At 65.0% G+C, this 19,184-nt stretch carries 18 protein-coding genes; 10 read left to right on the forward strand and 8 right to left on the reverse strand.

Annotation, left to right across the window (positions count from 1 at the left end; translation table 11 throughout):
- Positions 1-40: 40 nt before the first annotated feature.
- The 4 genes from leuS to SJY40_RS14900 are packed head-to-tail and all read left to right on the forward strand — an operon-like array spanning position 41 to position 5,297.
- The gene (gene leuS, locus SJY40_RS14885) at positions 41-2,581 is read left to right on the forward strand and encodes a leucine--tRNA ligase (protein ID WP_378948155.1); all 2,541 of its coding nucleotides are present in this window, start codon (positions 41-43) and stop codon (positions 2,579-2,581) included.
- On the forward strand, positions 2,568-3,071 hold the full coding sequence (gene lptE / locus SJY40_RS14890) for an LPS assembly lipoprotein LptE (protein WP_378948158.1): 504 nt from the start codon (positions 2,568-2,570) through the stop codon (positions 3,069-3,071). Before leuS ends, lptE begins: the two co-directional genes overlap by 14 nt.
- Positions 3,072-3,078: 7 nt before the next feature.
- Entirely contained in the window at positions 3,079-4,107 is a 1,029-nt protein-coding gene (gene holA / locus SJY40_RS14895) for a DNA polymerase III subunit delta (RefSeq protein ID WP_378948161.1), read from the forward strand.
- Complete coding sequence (locus SJY40_RS14900; RefSeq protein WP_378948163.1) at positions 4,104-5,297, forward strand: NAD(P)/FAD-dependent oxidoreductase; 1,194 nt, start codon at positions 4,104-4,106, stop codon at positions 5,295-5,297. Before holA ends, SJY40_RS14900 begins: the two co-directional genes overlap by 4 nt.
- Here SJY40_RS14900 and SJY40_RS14905 read toward each other — a convergent pair.
- The 3 genes from SJY40_RS14905 to SJY40_RS14915 form a co-directional block, all read right to left on the reverse strand.
- Positions 5,294-5,881: a glutathione S-transferase family protein gene (locus SJY40_RS14905; protein ID WP_378948166.1), complete on the reverse strand. Its 588-nt coding sequence runs from the start codon at positions 5,879-5,881 to the stop codon at positions 5,294-5,296. The two genes, SJY40_RS14900 and SJY40_RS14905, sit on opposite strands and share 4 nt — an antisense overlap.
- A 63-nt stretch (positions 5,882-5,944) precedes the next feature.
- Positions 5,945-6,526, reverse strand: coding sequence for a transglycosylase SLT domain-containing protein (locus SJY40_RS14910; RefSeq protein WP_378948169.1), 582 nt, complete (start codon positions 6,524-6,526; stop codon positions 5,945-5,947).
- A 99-nt stretch (positions 6,527-6,625) separates the two neighbouring features.
- The gene (locus SJY40_RS14915) at positions 6,626-6,994 is read right to left on the reverse strand and encodes a winged helix-turn-helix domain-containing protein (RefSeq protein ID WP_378948171.1); all 369 of its coding nucleotides are present in this window, start codon (positions 6,992-6,994) and stop codon (positions 6,626-6,628) included.
- A gap of 162 nt (positions 6,995-7,156) precedes the next feature.
- Between SJY40_RS14915 and SJY40_RS14920 the strand changes: the two genes are divergently transcribed.
- On the forward strand, positions 7,157-8,338 hold the full coding sequence (locus SJY40_RS14920) for an acetyl-CoA C-acyltransferase family protein (RefSeq protein ID WP_378948174.1): 1,182 nt from the start codon (positions 7,157-7,159) through the stop codon (positions 8,336-8,338).
- 126 nt (positions 8,339-8,464) lie between these two features.
- Positions 8,465-10,210 (forward strand): L-lactate permease, encoded by a 1,746-nt coding sequence (locus tag SJY40_RS14925; protein WP_378948177.1) that lies wholly within the window; start codon positions 8,465-8,467, stop codon positions 10,208-10,210.
- A 308-nt stretch (positions 10,211-10,518) separates the two neighbouring features.
- Here the strand turns inward: SJY40_RS14925 and SJY40_RS14930 are convergent, their stop codons facing one another.
- The 5 genes from SJY40_RS14930 to SJY40_RS14950 form a co-directional block, all read right to left on the reverse strand.
- Complete coding sequence (locus SJY40_RS14930; protein WP_378948180.1) at positions 10,519-11,121, reverse strand: queuosine precursor transporter; 603 nt, start codon at positions 11,119-11,121, stop codon at positions 10,519-10,521.
- An 88-nt stretch (positions 11,122-11,209) separates the two neighbouring features.
- Complete coding sequence (locus tag SJY40_RS14935; RefSeq protein WP_378948183.1) at positions 11,210-12,127, reverse strand: esterase-like activity of phytase family protein; 918 nt, start codon at positions 12,125-12,127, stop codon at positions 11,210-11,212.
- Positions 12,100-12,984 (reverse strand): penicillin-insensitive murein endopeptidase, encoded by an 885-nt coding sequence (mepA, locus tag SJY40_RS14940; protein WP_378948186.1) that lies wholly within the window; start codon positions 12,982-12,984, stop codon positions 12,100-12,102. Before mepA ends, SJY40_RS14935 begins: the two co-directional genes overlap by 28 nt.
- Positions 12,981-14,351 carry an MFS transporter gene (locus tag SJY40_RS14945; RefSeq protein WP_378948189.1) on the reverse strand — a complete coding sequence of 457 codons (1,371 nt, stop codon included), beginning with the start codon at positions 14,349-14,351 and terminating at the stop codon, positions 12,981-12,983. Before SJY40_RS14945 ends, mepA begins: the two co-directional genes overlap by 4 nt.
- Before the next feature lie 57 nt (positions 14,352-14,408).
- The gene (locus SJY40_RS14950; RefSeq protein ID WP_378948192.1) at positions 14,409-14,969 is read right to left on the reverse strand and encodes an acyl-CoA thioesterase; all 561 of its coding nucleotides are present in this window, start codon (positions 14,967-14,969) and stop codon (positions 14,409-14,411) included.
- A 149-nt stretch (positions 14,970-15,118) separates the two neighbouring features.
- Between SJY40_RS14950 and SJY40_RS14955 the strand changes: the two genes are divergently transcribed.
- From SJY40_RS14955 to SJY40_RS14970, 4 genes are all read left to right on the forward strand, one after another.
- A complete protein-coding gene (locus SJY40_RS14955) occupies positions 15,119-15,412 on the forward strand; it encodes a YggT family protein (RefSeq protein WP_378948195.1) in 294 nt (97 codons plus the stop codon).
- Complete coding sequence (recQ, locus tag SJY40_RS14960) at positions 15,412-17,460, forward strand: DNA helicase RecQ (RefSeq protein ID WP_378948198.1); 2,049 nt, start codon at positions 15,412-15,414, stop codon at positions 17,458-17,460. Before SJY40_RS14955 ends, recQ begins: the two co-directional genes overlap by 1 nt.
- A 128-nt stretch (positions 17,461-17,588) precedes the next feature.
- Positions 17,589-18,503: a protein-methionine-sulfoxide reductase catalytic subunit MsrP gene (gene msrP, locus SJY40_RS14965; RefSeq protein WP_378948200.1), complete on the forward strand. Its 915-nt coding sequence runs from the start codon at positions 17,589-17,591 to the stop codon at positions 18,501-18,503.
- Positions 18,503-19,126 carry a sulfite oxidase heme-binding subunit YedZ gene (locus tag SJY40_RS14970; protein ID WP_378948203.1) on the forward strand — a complete coding sequence of 208 codons (624 nt, stop codon included), beginning with the start codon at positions 18,503-18,505 and terminating at the stop codon, positions 19,124-19,126. Before msrP ends, SJY40_RS14970 begins: the two co-directional genes overlap by 1 nt.
- Positions 19,127-19,184 lie beyond the last annotated feature (58 nt).

A 19,184-nucleotide genomic window follows, 5' to 3' on the forward strand; every position in this document is an offset into this window, starting at 1 on the left:
TAAACCGCAGGGCAACGCAAATGCCCGAAGGTTGACCCCCATGCCATATACTCCGTCCGAAAGCGAAGCCAACTGGCAGAAGGCCTGGGCCGAGGCCGGCACCTTTACCGCCATCCGCGACGACCGCCCCAAATACTATGTGTTGGAAATGTTCCCCTATCCCTCGGGGCGCATCCACATGGGCCATGTGCGCAATTATACCATGGGCGACGTGGTGGCGCGGTTCAAACGCGCCCAAGGTTTCAGCGTGCTGCATCCGATGGGCTGGGACGCCTTCGGCATGCCTGCCGAAAACGCCGCGATGGAACAGGGCGGTCATCCCCGCGACTGGACCTATGCCAATATCGCCACGATGCGCGACCAGCTGAAGCCGCTTGGCCTTTCCATCGACTGGAGCCGCGAGTTCGCCACCTGTGACGACGCCTATGTCGCCCAGCAGCAGGCGATGTTCCTGGATATGTTGGATGCCGGCCTGATCACGCGCAAATCGGCGCAGGTGAACTGGGACCCCGAAGACATGACCGTGCTGGCCAACGAACAGGTCATCGACGGCAAGGGCTGGCGGTCGGGCGCCACGGTGGAACGGCGCGAGCTGACGCAGTGGTTCTTCAAGATCAGCGATTACAGCGATGAACTGCTGGGCGCGCTGGACGGTCTGACCGGCTGGCCGGAAAAGGTCCGTCTAATGCAGGCGAACTGGATCGGCAAGTCGCGCGGTCTGCAATTCGAATTCACCACCGTCGATGCGCCTGCGGGCTTTGACCGGATCGAGGTCTATACCACCCGCCCCGACACGCTGATGGGTGCCAGCTTTGTCGCGCTGTCGCCGGACCATCCGCTGGTCAAGGAGCTGGCCGCGAACGACCCCAAGGTCGAAGCCTTCCGCGAGGAATGCGCCCGCATCGGCACCACCGAAGAGGCCATCGAGACTGCACCCAAGTTGGGCTTCGACACCGGCCTGCATGTTGCCCATCCGCTGGACGCCGATTGGCATCTGCCGATCTGGATCGCGAATTTCGTGCTGATGGATTACGGCACCGGCGCGATCTTCGGCAGCCCCGCGCATGACGAACGCGACCATGAATTCGCAACGAAATACGATCTGCCGATCCGCGCCACCTTTGGTGAGGTCGGGATGGATCAGGCGCAGGCCGATGCGTTGGTCGCCAAGGCGCCCTTCGTGCCGCTGAAATCCGAAACCGTCACCTACGTCCGAGGATTCTCGGGTCAGGCGGACCAGACCGGCGAAGCGGCCGTCGATGCCGCCATCGCCCATGCCGAGGCCGCGGGCTATGGCAAAGGCGTCACCAAGTTCCGCCTGCGGGACTGGGGCATTTCGCGCCAGCGCTATTGGGGTTGCCCGATTCCTGTCGTCCATTGCGACAGCTGCGGCACCGTCCCCGAGGCGAAGGCGAACCTGCCCGTATTGCTGCCGCAGGATGTCAGCTTCGACGTGCCGGGCAACCCGCTGGACCGCCACCCGACCTGGCGTCAGGCGACCTGCCCGAAATGCGGCGGTGCCGCACGGCGCGAAACCGACACGATGGACACCTTCGTCAACAGCAGCTGGTATTACGCCCGCTTTACCAGCCCGCACGCCGCGACGCCGACCGACCGCGCGGATGCGGATTACTGGATGAATGTCAACCAGTATATCGGCGGCATCGAGCACGCGATTCTGCACCTGCTCTATTCGCGCTTCTTTGCCCGCGCGATGGTCAAGACCGGCCATCTGCCCGAAGCGGCGAAAGAGCCCTTCGACGCGCTGTTCACCCAAGGCATGGTCACGCATGAAATCTATACCACGCGCGATGACCGCGACCGCCCCGTCTATCACCTGCCCGAAGATGTAACCGACGGGAAACTGGCGGATGGCACGGCAGTGACGGTCATCCCTTCGGCCAAGATGTCGAAATCGAAGAAGAACGTCGTCGATCCGGTCAATATCGTCGAAAGCTTTGGCGCCGATACCGCACGCTGGTTCATGCTGTCCGACAGCCCGCCCGAGCGAGACGTCGAATGGACCGCTGCCGGGGCCGAGGCCGCCTATAAGTTCCTGTCGCGCATCTGGCGTCTGGCCGACGAAGCCCCTGCCGAAGGTGGCGATGATATCGACCTGACCCGCGCTGCCCATCGTGCGATTGCCGATGTGACCAAAGCAATCGAGGGTTTTGCCTTCAACAAGGCGGTGGCGAAGCTGTACGAACTGGCCAATGCCGTCGGCAAATCCAAGGCCGGGGGCGAGGCGCGCCGTGCCGCCCTGCGCATCATCGCCCAGCTGATGGCCCCGATGGTGCCGCATCTGGCAGAAGAGGTCTGGTCGAAATCGGGCGGGCAGGGCATGGTGGTGGATGCCGGCTGGCCCAAGGCCGATCCCGCCATGTTGGAGGATGACAGCGTGACCCTGCCCATCCAGATCAACGGCAAGCGCCGCGCCGAGATCACGGTCCCCAAGGATATGCCCAAGGACCAGATCGAGGCGCTGGTTCTGGCCGACGACACGGTGCAGCGTTTCCTTGAAGGCGCGGCGCCCAAGAAACTGATCGTGGTGCCGGGGCGGATCGTCAATGTCGTTGCCTGACCGTCTGTCCCGCCGCACCGTCATCCTTGGACTGGGGGCCGCTCTGGCCTTGGCGGGCTGCGGGCTGACGCCGGTTTACGGACCCAATGGCGGGGGCACCAAGCTGTTTGGCAAGGTGCGCCCGCGCGACCCCGACACGCCGATCGACTTCGTCTTCAACCAGCGGGTGGCCGAACGGATCGGCCCCGATGATGCGGCGATCTATGATCTGGATTACCGTATCAGTGCCACGGTCGCGGCACAGGCCATCACCCCCGATGAGGTGACGACCCGCTATTCGCTGAACGGCACCGCCGATTTCACGCTGACCGGTCCCGACGGGCAGGTGGTCACGCGGGGGCGGGTCAGCAGCTTCACCTCGTATTCGACGACGGGGACTACCGTTTCCACGCTGGCGGCCGAAGGCGGGGCGCGCGAACGGCTGGCGCTGATGCTGGCCGATCAGGTCGTCACCCGCCTGCTGGCGGCGGCGTCAACATTGCCGGAATGAGGTTTGCATGCTGCTGAAAGGCGGCGAGATATCGCGCTATCTGTCGCGCCCCGATCCTTCGCGGCCGGCGCTGCTGATCTATGGTCAGGACCCGATGCGGGTGGCCATGAAGCGCGCCGAGGCGGTGCTGGCGCTGGTCGGCGACAAGGCCGACGAGGAGATGCGCCTGACCCGCATGCCCGGCGCGGGTCTGAAGAAGGACCCCGCCCAGCTGGTCGATGCGGTGCGCGAGGTCGGCTTCTTTCCCGGTCCGCGCGTCGTCCTGCTGGACGACACTCCCGATTCCGCCGCCGATGCGATTGCCACCGCGCTGACCGACTGGCGTCAGGGCGATGCGGTCATCGTCGTGGCGGCGGGCGGGCTGTCGAAATCCTCGGCCTTGCGCAAGCTGTTCGAAAAGCACGGGCAGGCGGTGACCGCCCCGATCTATGACGATCCGCCGGGCCCCGAAGAGGTGACGCGCTGGCTGGCCGATGTCGGCCTGCACGAGGTGCCGCGCGACGCCATGAAGGAAATGATGCTGCTGGCCCGCGCGCTGGACCCCGGCGACCTGCGTCAGACCATCGAAAAGATCGGGCTGTACAAATACCAGGACCCCGCGCCTCTGACGCCCGAGGAAATCGCCATGCTGGCCCCTGCCACCATCGAGGCCGAGCTGGACGAGCTGATCCATGTCGTCGCCGAACGGCGCGATGGGGACTTCGGCCCGCTGATGCGGCGGATCGAGGGGCAGGGCATTTCCCCGGTCGCGCTGTGCATCGCGGCCTTGCGGCATTTCCGGACGCTGCATCTGGCGGCGGCCGATCCTGCCGGACCGGGGGTGGCTTTGGCCCGGGCGCGACCGCCGGTTTTCGGGCCGCGCCGCGACCGGATGGCACGGCAGGCGCAAAGCTGGGGGATGGGGCCGCTGGAGGAGGCGATCTCGACGCTGCTGCAGGCGGACATGACGCTGCGCAGCGCCAGCCGCGCGCCGCAGATGCCGCTGGTGGAACGCGCGCTGCTGCGGTTGGCGATGAAGCCCCGGGGGCGTCGGTGACCGAGCGGGTCGATGCGCTGGTGATCGGAGCCGGACCCGCCGGGCTGATGGCCGCCGAGGCTTTGATGGGCCAGGGGCGGCGCGTCGTCGTGACTGAGGCGATGCCCACGCCCGCCCGCAAGTTCCTGATGGCGGGCAAATCGGGGCTGAACCTGACCAAGTCAGAGCCGCCCGATGCGTTTTGGGGCAAAGTCGCCGGGGCGCTGCCCCGGACCCCGGGGTATTTCGACAACCGAGAAGCCTTTGGTCCCGCCGAGGTGATGGCATGGGCCGAGGGCTTGGGCGTGCCCTTGTTCACCGGATCATCTGGGCGGGTGTTTCCGGTCGGGATGAAGGCCTCGCCCCTTTTGCGGGCATGGCTGGCGCGCTTGAGGGCGGGCGGGGTCGAGTTACGGTCGCGCTGGCGGTGGGTCGATCTGGACGGCGGCTTTGGTTTTGAAACGTCCCAAGGACGGAGTGTGATCGCCGCGGATGCGGTGGTGCTGGCGCTGGGCGGGGCCAGCTGGCCACGGTTGGGGTCGGACGCGGCTTGGGTGCCGGTGTTGACAGGGGCGGGCGTGCCGATCGCCCCGTTTCGGCCTGCGAACATGGGATTCAATGTCGCTTGGACTGACGCCATGGCACGGGTCATGGGGGCTGCGGTCAAGGGTGTCGCGATCCACGTGGGCGATGCGGTCAGTCGCGGCGAATGGGTCATCACCCGGCATGGGATCGAAGGCGGCGGCATCTATGAGGTGGCCTCGGCCCTGCGTGACGGGGCCGAGGGGCGCGTCGATCTGGCGCCGGATCTGGATATGGCGGCGCTGGCGGCGCGGTTCGGAAGGCCGCGTGGCAAGCTGTCGCTGGGCAACTGGCTGCGCCGGGTCCTAGGCGATCCGGTCAAGGTGGCGCTGTTGCTGGAATGGGGACAGCCCATGCCTGCGGACCCGGCTGGTTGGGCCGCACGGGCCAAGGCACTGCCGTTGCGGCATGATGGCCCGATGAGTTTGGAACGCGCGATTTCCAGCGCGGGCGGCATCATGCGCGACGGGGTCGATGCAGCGCTGCAACTGCGCGCGTTGCCCGGGGTCTTCGTCGCCGGAGAGATGCTGGACTGGGAAGCACCGACAGGGGGCTATCTGCTGACGGCATGTCTGGCCAGCGGGCGCCGGGCGGGAATGGCCGCCGCGCAGGCGCTGAACACGGTCTAAAGTGCTGCGGCACGCTGATGGGCGGGGCGTTCGCGCATCCGGTCCAAGTAGGTTGTCAGATCATGTTCCACGATGGGGAAGCGCGCCCCGAGCGCCCATGTCAGGCAATGGGTCAGGATGATGTCGGGCACGGTCATCTGGTCGCCCATCAGGAACGGACCTTCGCCCATGCGGTTTACCAGGGTCTTCTGACTTGCCTCGAATTCCCAACGCAAGGTGTTCTTGATGGCGCTGAGGCGCATTTCTTCGGGCAGGATGAAGCTGTGGCGGGCGGCCAGCCACAGGGCGGCGTCGAATTCGTCCAGCAGGAATTGCGTCAGGCTGTCCTGACGGGCACGGTCCAGCGTGCCCGCGGGATGGGTCAGCTGGCCGTGGCGGTCGGCAAGATAGGTCAGGATCGCGGTGGAATTGGTGATCGGCGTGCCGTCGTCGATCAGCACCGGCACCTTGCCCGCCGGGTTGAACTGGGCCACGCCGTCGCTGCGGGGATTGGCAGGGATATGGGTATAGGGCTGTCCCAACTCCTCGAGCATCCACAGAACGCGGAAGGCGCGGCTTTTTGCGGTGCCGATGACGCTGTACATACGGGGTCCCCCTGTTTTTTCAACAGAAGGCCCGCATGTGGCGGTCGCGTCAAGCGGCCATGATCAAGCCTTGCGGCAGGCGATCAGCTGCTGGCGATACATCTCGGACCGTTGGCCGACCTGCGCCGCGACCCGCATCAGCCAACCCTTGCTGCGGTGGCTGCCGCGGGCAAAGCCGCCGCGTCCTTCGTGATAGGCCAGATACTGCGAGGTCGCGTCGGACTTGGACAGGCCAAGCGAGTTCTGGCTGCCGTCCATGTACCAGCCCATGAAATCGGTGGCGTCACGGATATTGTCGCGCTTGGCGCGGCGGTTTCCGGTCTTGCGCTGGTATTCCTCCCAAGTGGCATCGAGGGCTTGGGAATAGCCGAAGGCGCTGCTCTGGCGGCCGATCGGAATGACGCCAAGCGCGTATTGATGCGGGGTGCGGGCGTCGCCGATGAATTTGGATTCCTGATACATCGTGGCCATCTGCACATGCACCGGAACACCCCAACGACGTTCAGCCTTTTTCATCGCACGCAGATAGGCGGGTCGTTCGGCGACGATCGCGCAAGCGTTGTTCAACTGGCGCGGCGCGCTGTAGTTGCCGCCACCGCATGAGGCCACCAGCCCCACAATGGCCAGCTTCAGAAGCGTGTTCATCCTGCCCTCGTCCTGCTTTTCGGTTCGTGTTTTTTTACGATCATAGGGAAAAACCCGCGCTTTTGAAATCACAAAGCCGGTGGATGGGCGGGACACGGCCTAGCTGCTGCCCTCGGGTCGCAGCAGGTCGTTCAGCGCGTTCAGATCGGTGGCGCCGGCGTCCAGCAGCAGGGTCTCGAGTGCGCGGTAATGCTGCAGCACCTTCTGGCCGGTTTCGGTCACCGTCGCGCCGCCGCCCTTGGGGCCGCCGCGGGCGCTGTCGATGACGGGCAGGGCAAAGGCGATGTTCATCTCCTCGACCAGGGTCCAGGCGCGCTTGTAGCTCATGCCCATTTCGCGCGCGGCGGCGGAAATGGAACCAAGCCGTGCGATGCGCGACAGCAGTTCGGCCTTTCCCGGGCCCAGGATCAGCGGCGAATTGTATTCAAGCCGCAGCTTGATGCGCAGCCGGGGGCCGGTCTGTGTCATGCGTCGCCTCATGTTCGTTATTCCGTGGCAGCATAGCGCCTTGTGTGTCGGCCTGCAATTTGTCGCCTGCGAAAAGGCGGGTTCCGCGACGGAACATCGCCGCGCGCTTGCCGGGATGCGAACCACGCCTATTCTGTCCGCAAAGCCATGAGGAGGCCCGCCATGTCCGCAAATGATATCGTCATCCTGTCCGGTGCCCGCACCGCCATCGGCACCTTCGGGGGCAGCCTTGCCGCCGTGCCGCCGATCCAGTTGGCCGCCACCGTGACCCGCGCCGCGCTGGAACGCGCAGGCGTCGCCCCCGACATGATCGGGCAGGTGGTCTTCGGCCATGTCATCAACACCGAACCGCGCGACATGTATCTGTCGCGCGTCGCCATGCTGGAGGCGGGCATCCCCCACACCACCCCCGCCATGAACGTGAACCGCCTGTGCGGATCGGGCGCGCAGGCCATCGTTTCGGCTACGCAGGCATTGATGCTGGGCGACGCCGATTTCGCCATCGCGGGCGGTGCCGAAAGCATGAGCCGCTCGCCCTATGTCATCCCCTCGGCCCGTTTCGGGGCCAAGATGGGCGATCAGGCGATGCTGGACATGATGACCGGCGCGCTGACCTGCCCGATGGGCACCGGCCATATGGGTGTGACGGCGGAAAACGTCGCCGCCGAACATGACATCACCCGTGAACAGCAGGATGAATTCGCGATGGAATCGCAGCGCCGCGCGGCTGCTGCGATCGCGGCAGGTCATTTCAAGGATCAGATCGTCCCGGTCGAGGTGAAGACCCGTAAGGGCATGGTCGCCTTCGACACCGATGAACACCCCAAGGACACCAGCATGGACAAGCTGGGCGGTCTGAAGGCGGTCTTCCAAAAGGGCGGGTCGGTCACGGCGGGCAATGCCAGCGGCATCAATGACGGTGCGGCGGCGCTGGTTCTGGCGCGGGCCGATGCGGCCGAACGCGCCGGTCTGACGCCCCGTGCCCGCATTCTGGGCTATGCCGTCGCAGGCGTCCGCCCCGAGGTGATGGGCATCGGCCCGATCCCCGCGGTCGAGGCGCTGATGAAAAAGACAGGCCTGACCGCCGCCGATTTCGACGTCATCGAATCGAACGAGGCCTTCGCCGCTCAGGCCCTGGCCGTGAACAAGGGTCTGGGTCTGGACCCCGCCCGCGTGAACCCCAACGGCGGTGCAATCGCGCTTGGCCACCCTGTCGGCGCGACCGGCGCAATCCTGATGGTCAAGGCGCTGGCGGAACTGGAGCGGACCGGCAAGCGCACCGGCCTGATCACCATGTGCATCGGCGGCGGTCAGGGCATCGCCATCGCGATTCAGCGGGACTGACCTCAGACAAAAGCACGATACCAAATTGACACGTCAACTGACCGGCCTGCAATGCGGGCCGGTTTTTCCTTGCTTAGATCCCGCCGCCTGCCTCGACTGATGCAGACAAATCGAGGAGGAGACGAGGTGTCACAGGGAGTATTCTTTGTCGCGGCGGCACTGCCCGTCGCGATCGTTTTCGTGCTGCTGGTCGTCATGCGACGATCGGCCAAGCTGGCGATGCTGGCGGCTTATGTCGTCACGGTGATGCTGGCGCTGGTGCTGTGGGGCGCGCCGATCGCGCGCGTCGCGGGGGCCACGGTCAACGGATTGGTGACGGCGGTGACGCTGCTGTACATCGTCTTCGGGGCCATCCTGCTGCTGTATACGGTGCAGGAATCGGGCGCGATCCGGACGATCCGGCGCGGCTTTACCGACATTTCGCCGGACCGGCGCATTCAGGCGATCATCATCGCCTGGATGTTCGGATCGATGATCGAGGGCGCGTCGGGCTTCGGGACGCCCGCCGCGGTGGCCGCACCGCTGCTGCTGGCCATCGGATTTCCGGCCATGGCGGCGGTCATGGTCACGCTGATCATCCAATCGACGCCGGTGTCCTTCGGCGCGGTCGGCACGCCGATGCTGGTGGGCATCAACACCGGCCTGTCGAACAGCGAGGCGGTGGATGCCGCCATCGCGCCGATGACACTGGCCGAATACGTGCCGGTGGTGGCGGCGCAGGTGGCGCTGGTCCATGCGCTGGTCGGCGTGCTGATCCCGCTGCTGATGGTGGGGATGCTGACGCGGTTCTTCGGCGCAAGCCGCAGCTTTGCCGAAGGGTTCCGCGCCTGGAAGTTCGCCATCTTTGCGGGTCTGGCCTTCACGCTTCCCTATTTGTTGGTGGCGCGCGTGTTGGGGCCGGAATTCCCGTCGCTGCTGGGCGGTCTGATCGGGCTGCTGATCGTGGTGCCTGCGGCGCGTGCCGGATGGTTCCTGCCAAGCGACAGCTTCGACTTCCCCCCCCGCGACCAATGGGAGGACGGCTGGCAAGGCAGCGTCCACCCCGAGGAGGCCGATCTTGGCCCGCAAGGCCGCCAGATCTCGCTGCTGACGGCATGGATGCCCTATGTCATCGTGGCAGTTCTGCTGGTGCTGACGCGGACCATCGCGCCCTTGAAGGCATGGCTGACGGGCCCGTCCACGACCATCGCCTTCCGCGACCTCTTCGGGTCGGGGATCAACGCCTCGGCGCAGTTTCTTTATGCACCGGGCAGTGTGATGATCGTGGCCTCGCTGATCTCGGTCGCGCTGTTCCGGATGCGCGGGCGTGACTACGGTCGGGCTTGGGCGATTTCGGGCAAGACGATGCTGGCGGCCGCACCCGCGCTGTTGCTGGCGGTGCCGATGGTGCAGGTCTTCATCAACTCGGGGTCCGAGGGGATGGCGTCCATGCCGATCACGCTGGCACAGGGGATGGCTGCCGCGACCGGCGCGACATGGCCGATCTTTGCGCCCGTAGTTGGCGCGCTTGGCGCCTTCATCGCCGGGTCGAACACGGTGTCGAACATGATGTTCTCGTTGTTCCAATTCTCGACCGCGCAAGGGATCGGGCTGGATCTGGCAGGCATCACGGTCGTCGTGGTGCTGCAGGCTGTCGGCGGTGCGGCTGGCAACATGATCTGCGTGCATAACGTCGTTGCCGCATCTGCCACCGTCGGCCTGACCGACCGTGAAGGCGACCTGATCCGCAAGACGCTGATCACCATGGCCTATTACGTGGTGCAAGCGGGGCTGATCGGCATGGCCTTGATCAGCGGTGGCCTTTGGTGGGCCGCGGCAGTGGTCTGGGCCGCGGTCGTCGTGGGCGGCATGCGTGCCAGCCACGGCAGGTAACATGGAAAAGGGCGGTCCGATCGGACCGCCCTTTTTCTGTGCAGGCATGCGGGGGGTGACCCGGTCTGCCTGAACTGGAAACGGACCGCCTAGATCTGGCGGCCCGCGAGTTCCACGGAGATGGTCCGGTTAGGGATAGAAACCCGTCCGGTCCCAATCAGGGTTTACGACCTTCAGGTTTGCCCTCAGGCCACGGCCCCCCAGACTGTTCCGACACCGCTCTCCAATATCACTCTAGACACTGGACCACCTCCTTTCAAAAGTTTGCCGTTATGGGTTGAGGTTGCCACAGATCCAAATTCTGTCAATCAGCTTTTGTCCGCATTGCGCAACAAATTGCGCACGATCAGGCGGAACGGCACAAGGGCCAGTAGCGCCAGACAAAGTTTGACCAACCAATCGGCAACTGCCAGCGAAACCCACAGCGCGGTGACCGGACCTTGACCAAGCAGCGGAACCGCCTCGGATGACCAGCCGGTGTTGATGTCATGCGGCAGCACCGCGGCAAAGGCGATCCCGAAGAACAGGACCGTGTCCAGCGCCGATCCGACCAGCGTCGACGCCAGCGGAGCCCGCCACCAGCGACCGCCGCGCAGGCTGTCAAAGACGGCGATGTCAACAAGTTGCGCGACCAGAAAGGCCGTTCCGGATGCGATGGCGATGCGCAGCGTCGTCGCATCCATCTGCGCGGCGATCAGCGAACAGATTACGCCAGCGACGAAGCCGACCAGCACCACGCGCCGCGCGGCAGGCGCGCCATAGACGCGATTCATGACGTCGGTGACCAGAAAGGCCAGCGGATAGGTAAAGGCACCCCATGTCAGCCAGTCGGCGACGGTGAACTGGACCAGGATGTTCGAGGCCACGACGATGGCGGCCATGGCAAGAATGCCGGGCAGAAAGCGGGTCATGCGGAATTTCCGTTTTACAAGGTTGCGGAAGAACTCGGCCCATATCGGCATGGGCAGCGGGTGCCATAAGCGCCCGCGCCCGGTCTTGTCAATTTGCGGGGGCGTCGGGGTCGTCTTCGCGCAGGCGGTATTCCACGATCTCGGTCCGCTGGACGAACAGGAAGTTGTCGTCCGACACCATGGTCAGCCGCGTGCCCACCCCGTCGTCCCAAACCGACAGCCCCTCAAGATTGTCATATTGCAGCGGCTTGGTTTCCAGCAGGATCTGGTCGTCCTGCGCCTGCCCCGGTGTCAGATGCATCCGCCGGACACGCGACGAAAAACCCAGGATGCCGTGAAAGTCGCGTTCAAGCAGATAGAACCAGCCGTCCGGCCCGAAATCCGCCCCCACCGGCAGCCAGCGTGGATCGCGGCGGATGGTCGAATATTCGGACCATTCGCGGTCGGCATAGGAGAGGACGGTGAAGGGCGTGGCGTCGTTATCGGATTCCTCGGGGATGGCCATGACGGTGCCGTCGGCGCGGATCGCCAGCGCCTCGAGTCCGGCATTCTTGCCCATGCCGGGCAGTTCCGGCGGGGGCGGCAGGGTGATGGCGGGGCGGTCGGGGTCGTCATAGCGCGCGATGCGGTCGAACCCCTCGAAGCTGACCCAGATGTCGTTATGGTCGCCAATGGCCAGACCTTCGCTGTCGCCGATATAGCCGGGCGGCAGCGGCTGGCCCTTGCTGTCCTGCAGATGCGCGCGTCCGGCCACCATCATGTCACGCACGATGCCGCGCGGGTCGCGCTGGACGCGGCCCCAATACAGATGCGCGCGGTCGGACAGGACGTGGAATTCGCTGCCGTCGGGGCTGATCTCGATGCCGGAAAAGCCGCCGAAACTGGCCTCGGGGCGCGACCAGACATAGGTGCCCACATAATCAAGAACCGCGCCTGCATCAGCAGGCGCGGTGAACAGCAGCGTGGTCAGGATGGCGCCTAGCGCGCGGTGCCGATGATCTGGCATTGGCGGGGCATTTCAGCCAGTTGATAGGTGCGGGGGTGGCGATAGTTTGGATTTCCGGGCCCGCCCTTGGGACGCGACGAGGGGTTGGCGCGATAGGCCAGTTCCTGCGCGGCGGCACCGCAGCCGTTGTCATTGCCCGACAGCGCCGCGACCGGTGCCGCGCCATTGGTGCAGCCCCTGTTGCCGGCAGGGCAGTTCAGGCGGACGTGGAAGTGATAGTCGTGGTTCGGCGTCGGGCGCAGCTTTTGCAGCCAGGACCCCCGGTTGCCATTGGCCTTGCACATGGCATCCTTGATCGCGGCATCCAGAAAGATCCGGTCGACGCGCGGGTCCATTGCCGCCGATTGGATCAGCGCCGCATGGGACGGCGTCCAATATCCCGACATGCCCAGCCCGTTCGACGCCACCACCGAAACCGAGGAGATGTTTTCCCGCTGTTGGCGCGACAGCGACAGGCTCTGCGGCTTCAGCATCCAGATGTCGGCATCCAGCCCCATCTGGTGGCTGGCATGGCCGGTCAGCATCGGGCCGCCGCGGGCCTGACTCATGTCGCCGATATAAAGACCGTTCCAGCCCATTTTGGTGGCGGCCTGCGACAGGCCCTGCAGGAAGTTCACCAGATCGGGGTGGCCCCAGTTGCGATTGCGCGACAGGCGCATGGATTGCCACGACGGGCCGCTTTCCGGCATCTGGACGCCGCCGTTGAAGCAGCCCTTGTTATAGGTGCCGAAGGCGGCGGGGGTGCCGCCGGTCGGGCCGGGGACGTTGCCGAACACGTCCTTGGCCAACGGTGCGGCAGCGGCGGGCAGCGCCAGGCTAAGCAGCATGGCGGCGGCGGTCAGGGTCTTGCGGATCACGGGTATGCCTCTCCTTCCGGGTTGACCCACCGTAACAGAACCAGCGCGACAAGAAAGATCACGATCAGCGGAAGAAACCCGATGCGCTGGCTGCCGCTGAGATCGGTGGTCACCGCGATGGCGAAAGGCGCCAGAAAGGCGGTTGCCTTGCCCGACAGCGCGTAAAGACCGAACCCCTCGGTCGCGCGTTCGGGGGTGGTGTGGCGGACCATCATCGTGCGACTGGCGGCCTGCAACGCGCCGCCCGCGCCGCCGATCACCGCCCCGCAGATAAAGAACAGCAAGTCCGGCAGTCGCAGTCCCGCCAGCACCGGATCGGTGGGAACAGCCATGCCGAAGACCGAAACGCGGTCCATCCCCACCAGCAGGGTGCAGACCGCCGTCAGTGCCAGAATGCAGATGGCGATGACGCGGCGCGGACCAAAGCGGCGGTCGGCCCGTCCGCCCAGCCAGCTGATGGCCGCCGCCGAAATGGCGCTGACCACGCCGAAGATGCCCGCCAGAAACACCGGCCAGCCCAGCACCGTCCCCGCATAGACGCCGCCGAATCCGTAAAGCGCATTCAGTGCATCGCGCGACAGCATCGAGGAGATCAGCCAGTTCCGCAGGCTGTCACGTTGACCAAGGCTGCGGATCAGCGTCCACAGATCGCGCAGGGCGGCACGGATGCGGATCGGACGGGCGCTGCCCTTGGGGTCGCGGACCCACAGGAAGAACGGCACCATGAAGACGATATACCAGATGGCGGTGAAGGGTCCGACAAAACGTGTCCCCTCGCGCAGCATCGGGTCCAGCCCGAACAGCGGCGGGATGCCAGCTAAAGTCCGCCCCGTCGGCGTTTCCGCGAACAGCGCCAGCATCACCGCCAGCGACGCGACGCCGCCAAGGTATCCGAAGGCAAAGCCGGACCCGGACAGGCGGCCGATTTCATCGCGCGGGGCAAGCGATGGCAGCATGGCATTGGTGAAGATGGTCGCGAATTCCACCCCGATCAGACCGATGCCGAACAGCACCACGGCTTGGATCAGCGCCGGTTGCGTGGGCATCAGGAACCACAGCCCCGCGGAACCCACGACATACAGCCCCGAAAACAGCCAGACCCAAGGCATCCTGCGCCCCGAGCTGTCGGCGATGGCGCCCAGGACCGGGGCCAGCAGGGCGATAATCACCCCGGCGACCGACAGCCCGTAGCCCCACAGCGCCTGCGCGTTCGCCCCCGCAAGGCCCGCGCTGTCGCCAAGCGCGATGAAATGGCGACGCGCGACCTCGGCGAAATAGATCGAGAAGACGAAGGTCAGCAGCAGCGTGTGAAAGGGCTGGCTGGCCCAGTCAAAGAACCACCACCCCCAGATGCGCTTGCGGTTCATCGCGTCCCCCTGTCCCGTGCCGGTATTCCGGCTTGGGGACATAAGGCCCCCGGCGCGTCAGAGTGGCAAGGAAAGTTTCGCGTCCTCGGGGATGGCGGGGGGCCAGGGGCGTTCGGCATCCGCCGCGATCCATGCGGTGATCCATTCGGGCAGGGCGGGGCTTTCCATGTCGTGGCCCAAGGCGCGCACGACATCGGCCGGGGGGACGATCCCCTTGGCCGAGGTGATGGCGCTGCGGATCAGCACCTGGTTGCAGCATTCGCCGTCCTTCCACATCGACTGCTCCATATAGACGAAGCGGTGATCCCAGCCCACCATCCGCGACAGCATGGTGAAGCGGTCGAAGGCCCGGATGCGTCGGCGATAGCGGGTCGAATTGCCCGCCACTGTGATCCCCCATTTGTTGGACCGCAGGATCGGGATCATCCCCGTGCGCCGCGCCAGCGGGATGCGCCCCAGATCGAACAGCGTCAGGGTGCGGCCGTTGTTCAGCTCGATCCAGGGGTCCAGATCCCACGGCCAGCAGATATGGGTGGACACATGCGTGCCCGTAGGGGGCAAGGCCGGTGCATTGCGGAATTTCAGCAGCTCTTTGGCGAAGCGGAATATCGGATACATGCGGGCCCTTTCATTTGCATCCTTGGGTGGCCGCGGATCGCGGTCCCGTCAACCCGGACGCGGCGGCATCGGGTCGCAGCCGCTTGCGTCCTGCCATCTGCACAAGCATACAGGGCAGAACCGCCAATATGGATGAAGCAGGAGTGACGATGGGTACGCTATATGAGGCGCTGCAACTGATTTTGCAGGTTCTTTGGTTCATCATGATCGTGCACATCATCATGTCCTGGCTGATCAACTTTCAGGTGCTGAACCTGCGCCAGCCCCTGGTCGCCCAGATCTGGGACGGTCTGAACCGTCTGCTGGAGCCGATCTATTCCCCGATCCGCCGCCGCCTGCCCGATATGGGCGGTCTGGATCTGGCACCGCTGATCGTATTCATCGTCATCATTATCCTGCAGCGCGCGCTGGCCAATAATGCAGGCTTCTTCTACGGCGCATGATGGCACGGGATCTGGCATCAGATGATCTGCTGCGGCAGGTCTGGGGCTTTGACGGCTTCCGGCCCGGCCAGCAGGAGATTGTCGAGGCCGTGGCCGGTGGCCGCGACGTCTTGGCCATCATGCCCACGGGTGGCGGCAAGTCGCTGTGCTTCCAGTTGCCCGCGTTGATGCGCGACGGGGTGACGGTGGTGATATCACCGCTGATCGCCCTGATGCGGGATCAGGTGCGTGCCTTGCGCGCGGCAGGCGTCAATGCCGGTGCCCTGACCAGCGGCAATACCGACGAAGAAACCAACGCCGTCTTCCAGGCCCTGCAAGCCGGGGAAATGAAGTTGCTCTATATGGCGCCCGAGCGGCTGGCATCCGGCGGGACGGTGAACCTGTTGCGTCGCGCCAATGTCACCGCCATCGCCGTGGACGAGGCGCATTGCGTCAGCCAGTGGGGCCATGACTTCCGCCCCGATTATCTGCGCATCGGGGAATTGAAGCGGGCGTTGGACGTGCCGCTGGCGGCCTTTACCGCCACCGCCGATGTTGAAACCCGCGCTGAAATCGTCACCCGCCTGTTCGACGGGCAGGAACCCGTGACCTTCCTGCGCGGCTTTGATCGCCCGAACATCCGGCTGGCCTTCCAGCCCAAGAACAGCCCGCGCAAGCAGGTGACATCCTATGTGGAAGGTCGCCGCGGTCAGTCGGGCATCATCTATTGCGGGTCGCGTGCCCGCACCGAAACGCTGGCGCAGGCGCTGCGCGACGAAGGCCACCCCGCCATCGCCTATCACGCCGGCATGGAGGCCGAGGCCCGCCGCGAGGCCGAGGCAAGGTTCCAGCGCGAGGACGGGCTGATCGTCGTGGCGACCGTCGCCTTCGGCATGGGCATCGACAAGCCCGACATCCGCTGGGTGGTCCACGCCGATCTGCCCAAAAGCATCGAGAGCTATTATCAGGAAATCGGCCGTGCGGGTCGTGATGGCGATCCGGCGGATACGATGACGCTTTACGGTCCCGACGATATCCGCCTGCGCCGCACGCAGGTCGATGAAGGTCTGGCCGATCCGGCCCGCAAGACCGCCGACCACGCCCGTCTGAACGCCCTGTTGGGTCTGGCCGAGGCGACCGGCTGCCGCCGCCGCCGCCTGCTGGCCTATTTCGGCGAAGACATGGCGCAGGATTGCGGCAATTGCGACCTGTGCCAAACCCCGCCCAAGCTGTTCGACGGCACGATGGCCGTCCGCAAGGCGCTGTCCGCCATCGTGCGGACCGGCGAATGGTTCGGCAGTGGCCATCTGATCGACGTGCTGACAGGCAACCAGACCGAGAAGGTCCGCGAACGCGGCCATGACCAGCTGCCCACCTTCGGGGTCGGCAAGGACTTCGGGAAAGGCCAGTGGCAGGCGATCTTCCGGCAGATGATGGGACTGGATTTATGCCGCCCCGATCCCGAACGCCACGGCGCGCTGCATCTGACCGAGGCCGCCCATCCCATCCTGCGCGGCGATGAAAGCGTCACCCTGCGTCAGGACACGACCCAAGGCGCCAAGGGCGCGAACGTGTTGCGCACCCAGGTGTCCGAAGAGGACGAGCCGCTGCTGTCGGCCCTGAAGGCCAAGCGTCGGGCGCTGGCCGAGGCGGCGCGTGTGCCCGCCTATGTCATCTTCCCCGACCGCACTTTGATCGAGATGGCCGAGCGTCGGCCCCAGAATATCGACCAGATGGCCGGGATCAGCGGCGTGGGTGCCAAGAAGCTGGAAAGCTATGGCCAGCAGTTCCTGTCGGTCATCGCGGGCGACCAGCCGCAGATGCATCCGGCCCGCCGCGCCTTGGCTGGCCGTCCCGAGGGTGCGCTGTTCGACCGGTTGCAGGAAGAACAGCTGCGCCTGCAGCGTGGCGAAGGTGGCATCGACAAGCCCCTGTCCTGCACCACCCAGCAGATCAAGCGCATTGCCGAACACAAGCCGCAGAACCTTGATGCCTTGGGGCGCTATCTGGACGGACCCCGTCTTGAACGCTTTGGCGCGGCATTTCTGGACCAGATTCTGGCCGACTGACCTGTAACGTTCCGGCCTTTGGCTGCGAAGTGTCAACCGAATGTGATGCACCAGAACGCCGTGGCGTGCGTGCATATGCAAAGATGCAGCGGGTCGCGCCCACGCGCCCGTCAGATCCGGAGGATGACATGAAGCTGACCTGGTCCCACGTAACCCCCAAGGCCATCTATATGGACCGTCGCAAATTCATGGCGGCTGGTGCTGTCGCGTTGGCAGCCCCCGCTTTGATGGGCAGGCCGGCGATGGCGCTGTCGGGCAAGGCGTCGCCATATTCCACCGATCAGGCCCCCAATACGCTGGAAGAGATCACCAGCTATAACAACTTCTATGAATTCGGGACCGGCAAGGAAGACCCCAAGCGCAATGCGGGCGCGCTGACCACCGTCGATTGGTCGGTGCAGATCGACGGCTTGGTTGACCGCCCCGGCAGCTATGGTGTCGAGGATCTGGCCCCCGACAACGCGCTGGAGGAACGCATCTATCGTCTGCGCTGCGTCGAGGCGTGGTCGATGGTCGTGCCGTGGCTGGGCGTGCCCCTGGCATCCGTGCTGAACAAGGTGGGCGTGCAGCCCGGTGCGAAATACGTCGAATTCGAAACCCTGGTCCGTCCCGAGGAAATGGTCGGCCAACAGCGCGCCATCCTCGACTGGCCCTATCGCGAGGGTCTGCGTCTGGACGAGGCGATGAACCCGCTGACCATTCTGGCGACAGGGCTTTATTCCGAGGTTCTGCCTAACCAGAACGGCGCGCCGATCCGGCTGGTCGTGCCATGGAAATACGGTTTCAAATCCATCAAGTCGATCGTGCGGATCAAGCTGACGGACCAACAGCCGGTCAATACATGGAAGCAGCTGCAGGCCTCTGAATACGGCTTCTATGCCAATGTGAACCCCAATGTCGATCACCCCCGCTGGAGCCAGGCCACCGAACGCCGCGTGGGGGCAGGGCTGTTTGCAGGGCGCGAGCCGACGCAGATGTTCAACGGTTATGGCGATCAGGTCGCCCAGATGTATGCTGGCATGGACCTGTCGGTGAACTACTGATGATCCGCGCCACCAACGATATCCTTCGCCGCATCCCCGTTCCGGTCGTCTGGCTGGCGGGGGCGCTGCCTTTCGCCCTGCTGCTGTGGGACACCTTCACCGGCGGCTTGGGGGCGGACCCCGTGCAGGCGATCGAGCATCGTCTGGGCCGGACCGCGCTCTATCTGCTGGTGGCGGGACTGGCGGTCACGCCACTGCTGCGGCTGACGGGGATATCGCTGATGCGCTTTCGTCGGGCGCTTGGTGTGCTGTGCTTTGCCTATGCGCTGCCGCATGTCCTGTCATGGGTCGTCATGGATATGGGGTTCCTTTGGGCGCAGATGGGGCAGGACATCCTGAAGCGACGTTATCTGCTGTTCGGAATGGGGGCCTTCGTCATGCTGCTGCCCTTGGCGATCACGTCGAACAACCTGTCGATCCGGCGCATGGGCGGGCAGGCGTGGCGCAAGCTGCACAAGCTTGTCTACGCGGCCGCAGTGCTGGTCGGCCTGCATTGGGTCTGGGCCGTGAAGGTGAATGAGCGTGAGCCCTATTTCTGGCTGTTCGCGATTCTGGCGATTCTCGCATCGCGCCTTGTGATTCGTCGTCGGGTCGCATGGGGACGCGTTTTGGGTCGCGCGTGAATTCGTTAAATTACAGTATGTTACGCGTTAATTTGGTTTGATTTCACAAAACTTACAA

The organism is Paracoccus sp. R86501 (genome assembly GCF_042466435.1).
Taxonomy (GTDB): domain Bacteria; phylum Pseudomonadota; class Alphaproteobacteria; order Rhodobacterales; family Rhodobacteraceae; genus Paracoccus.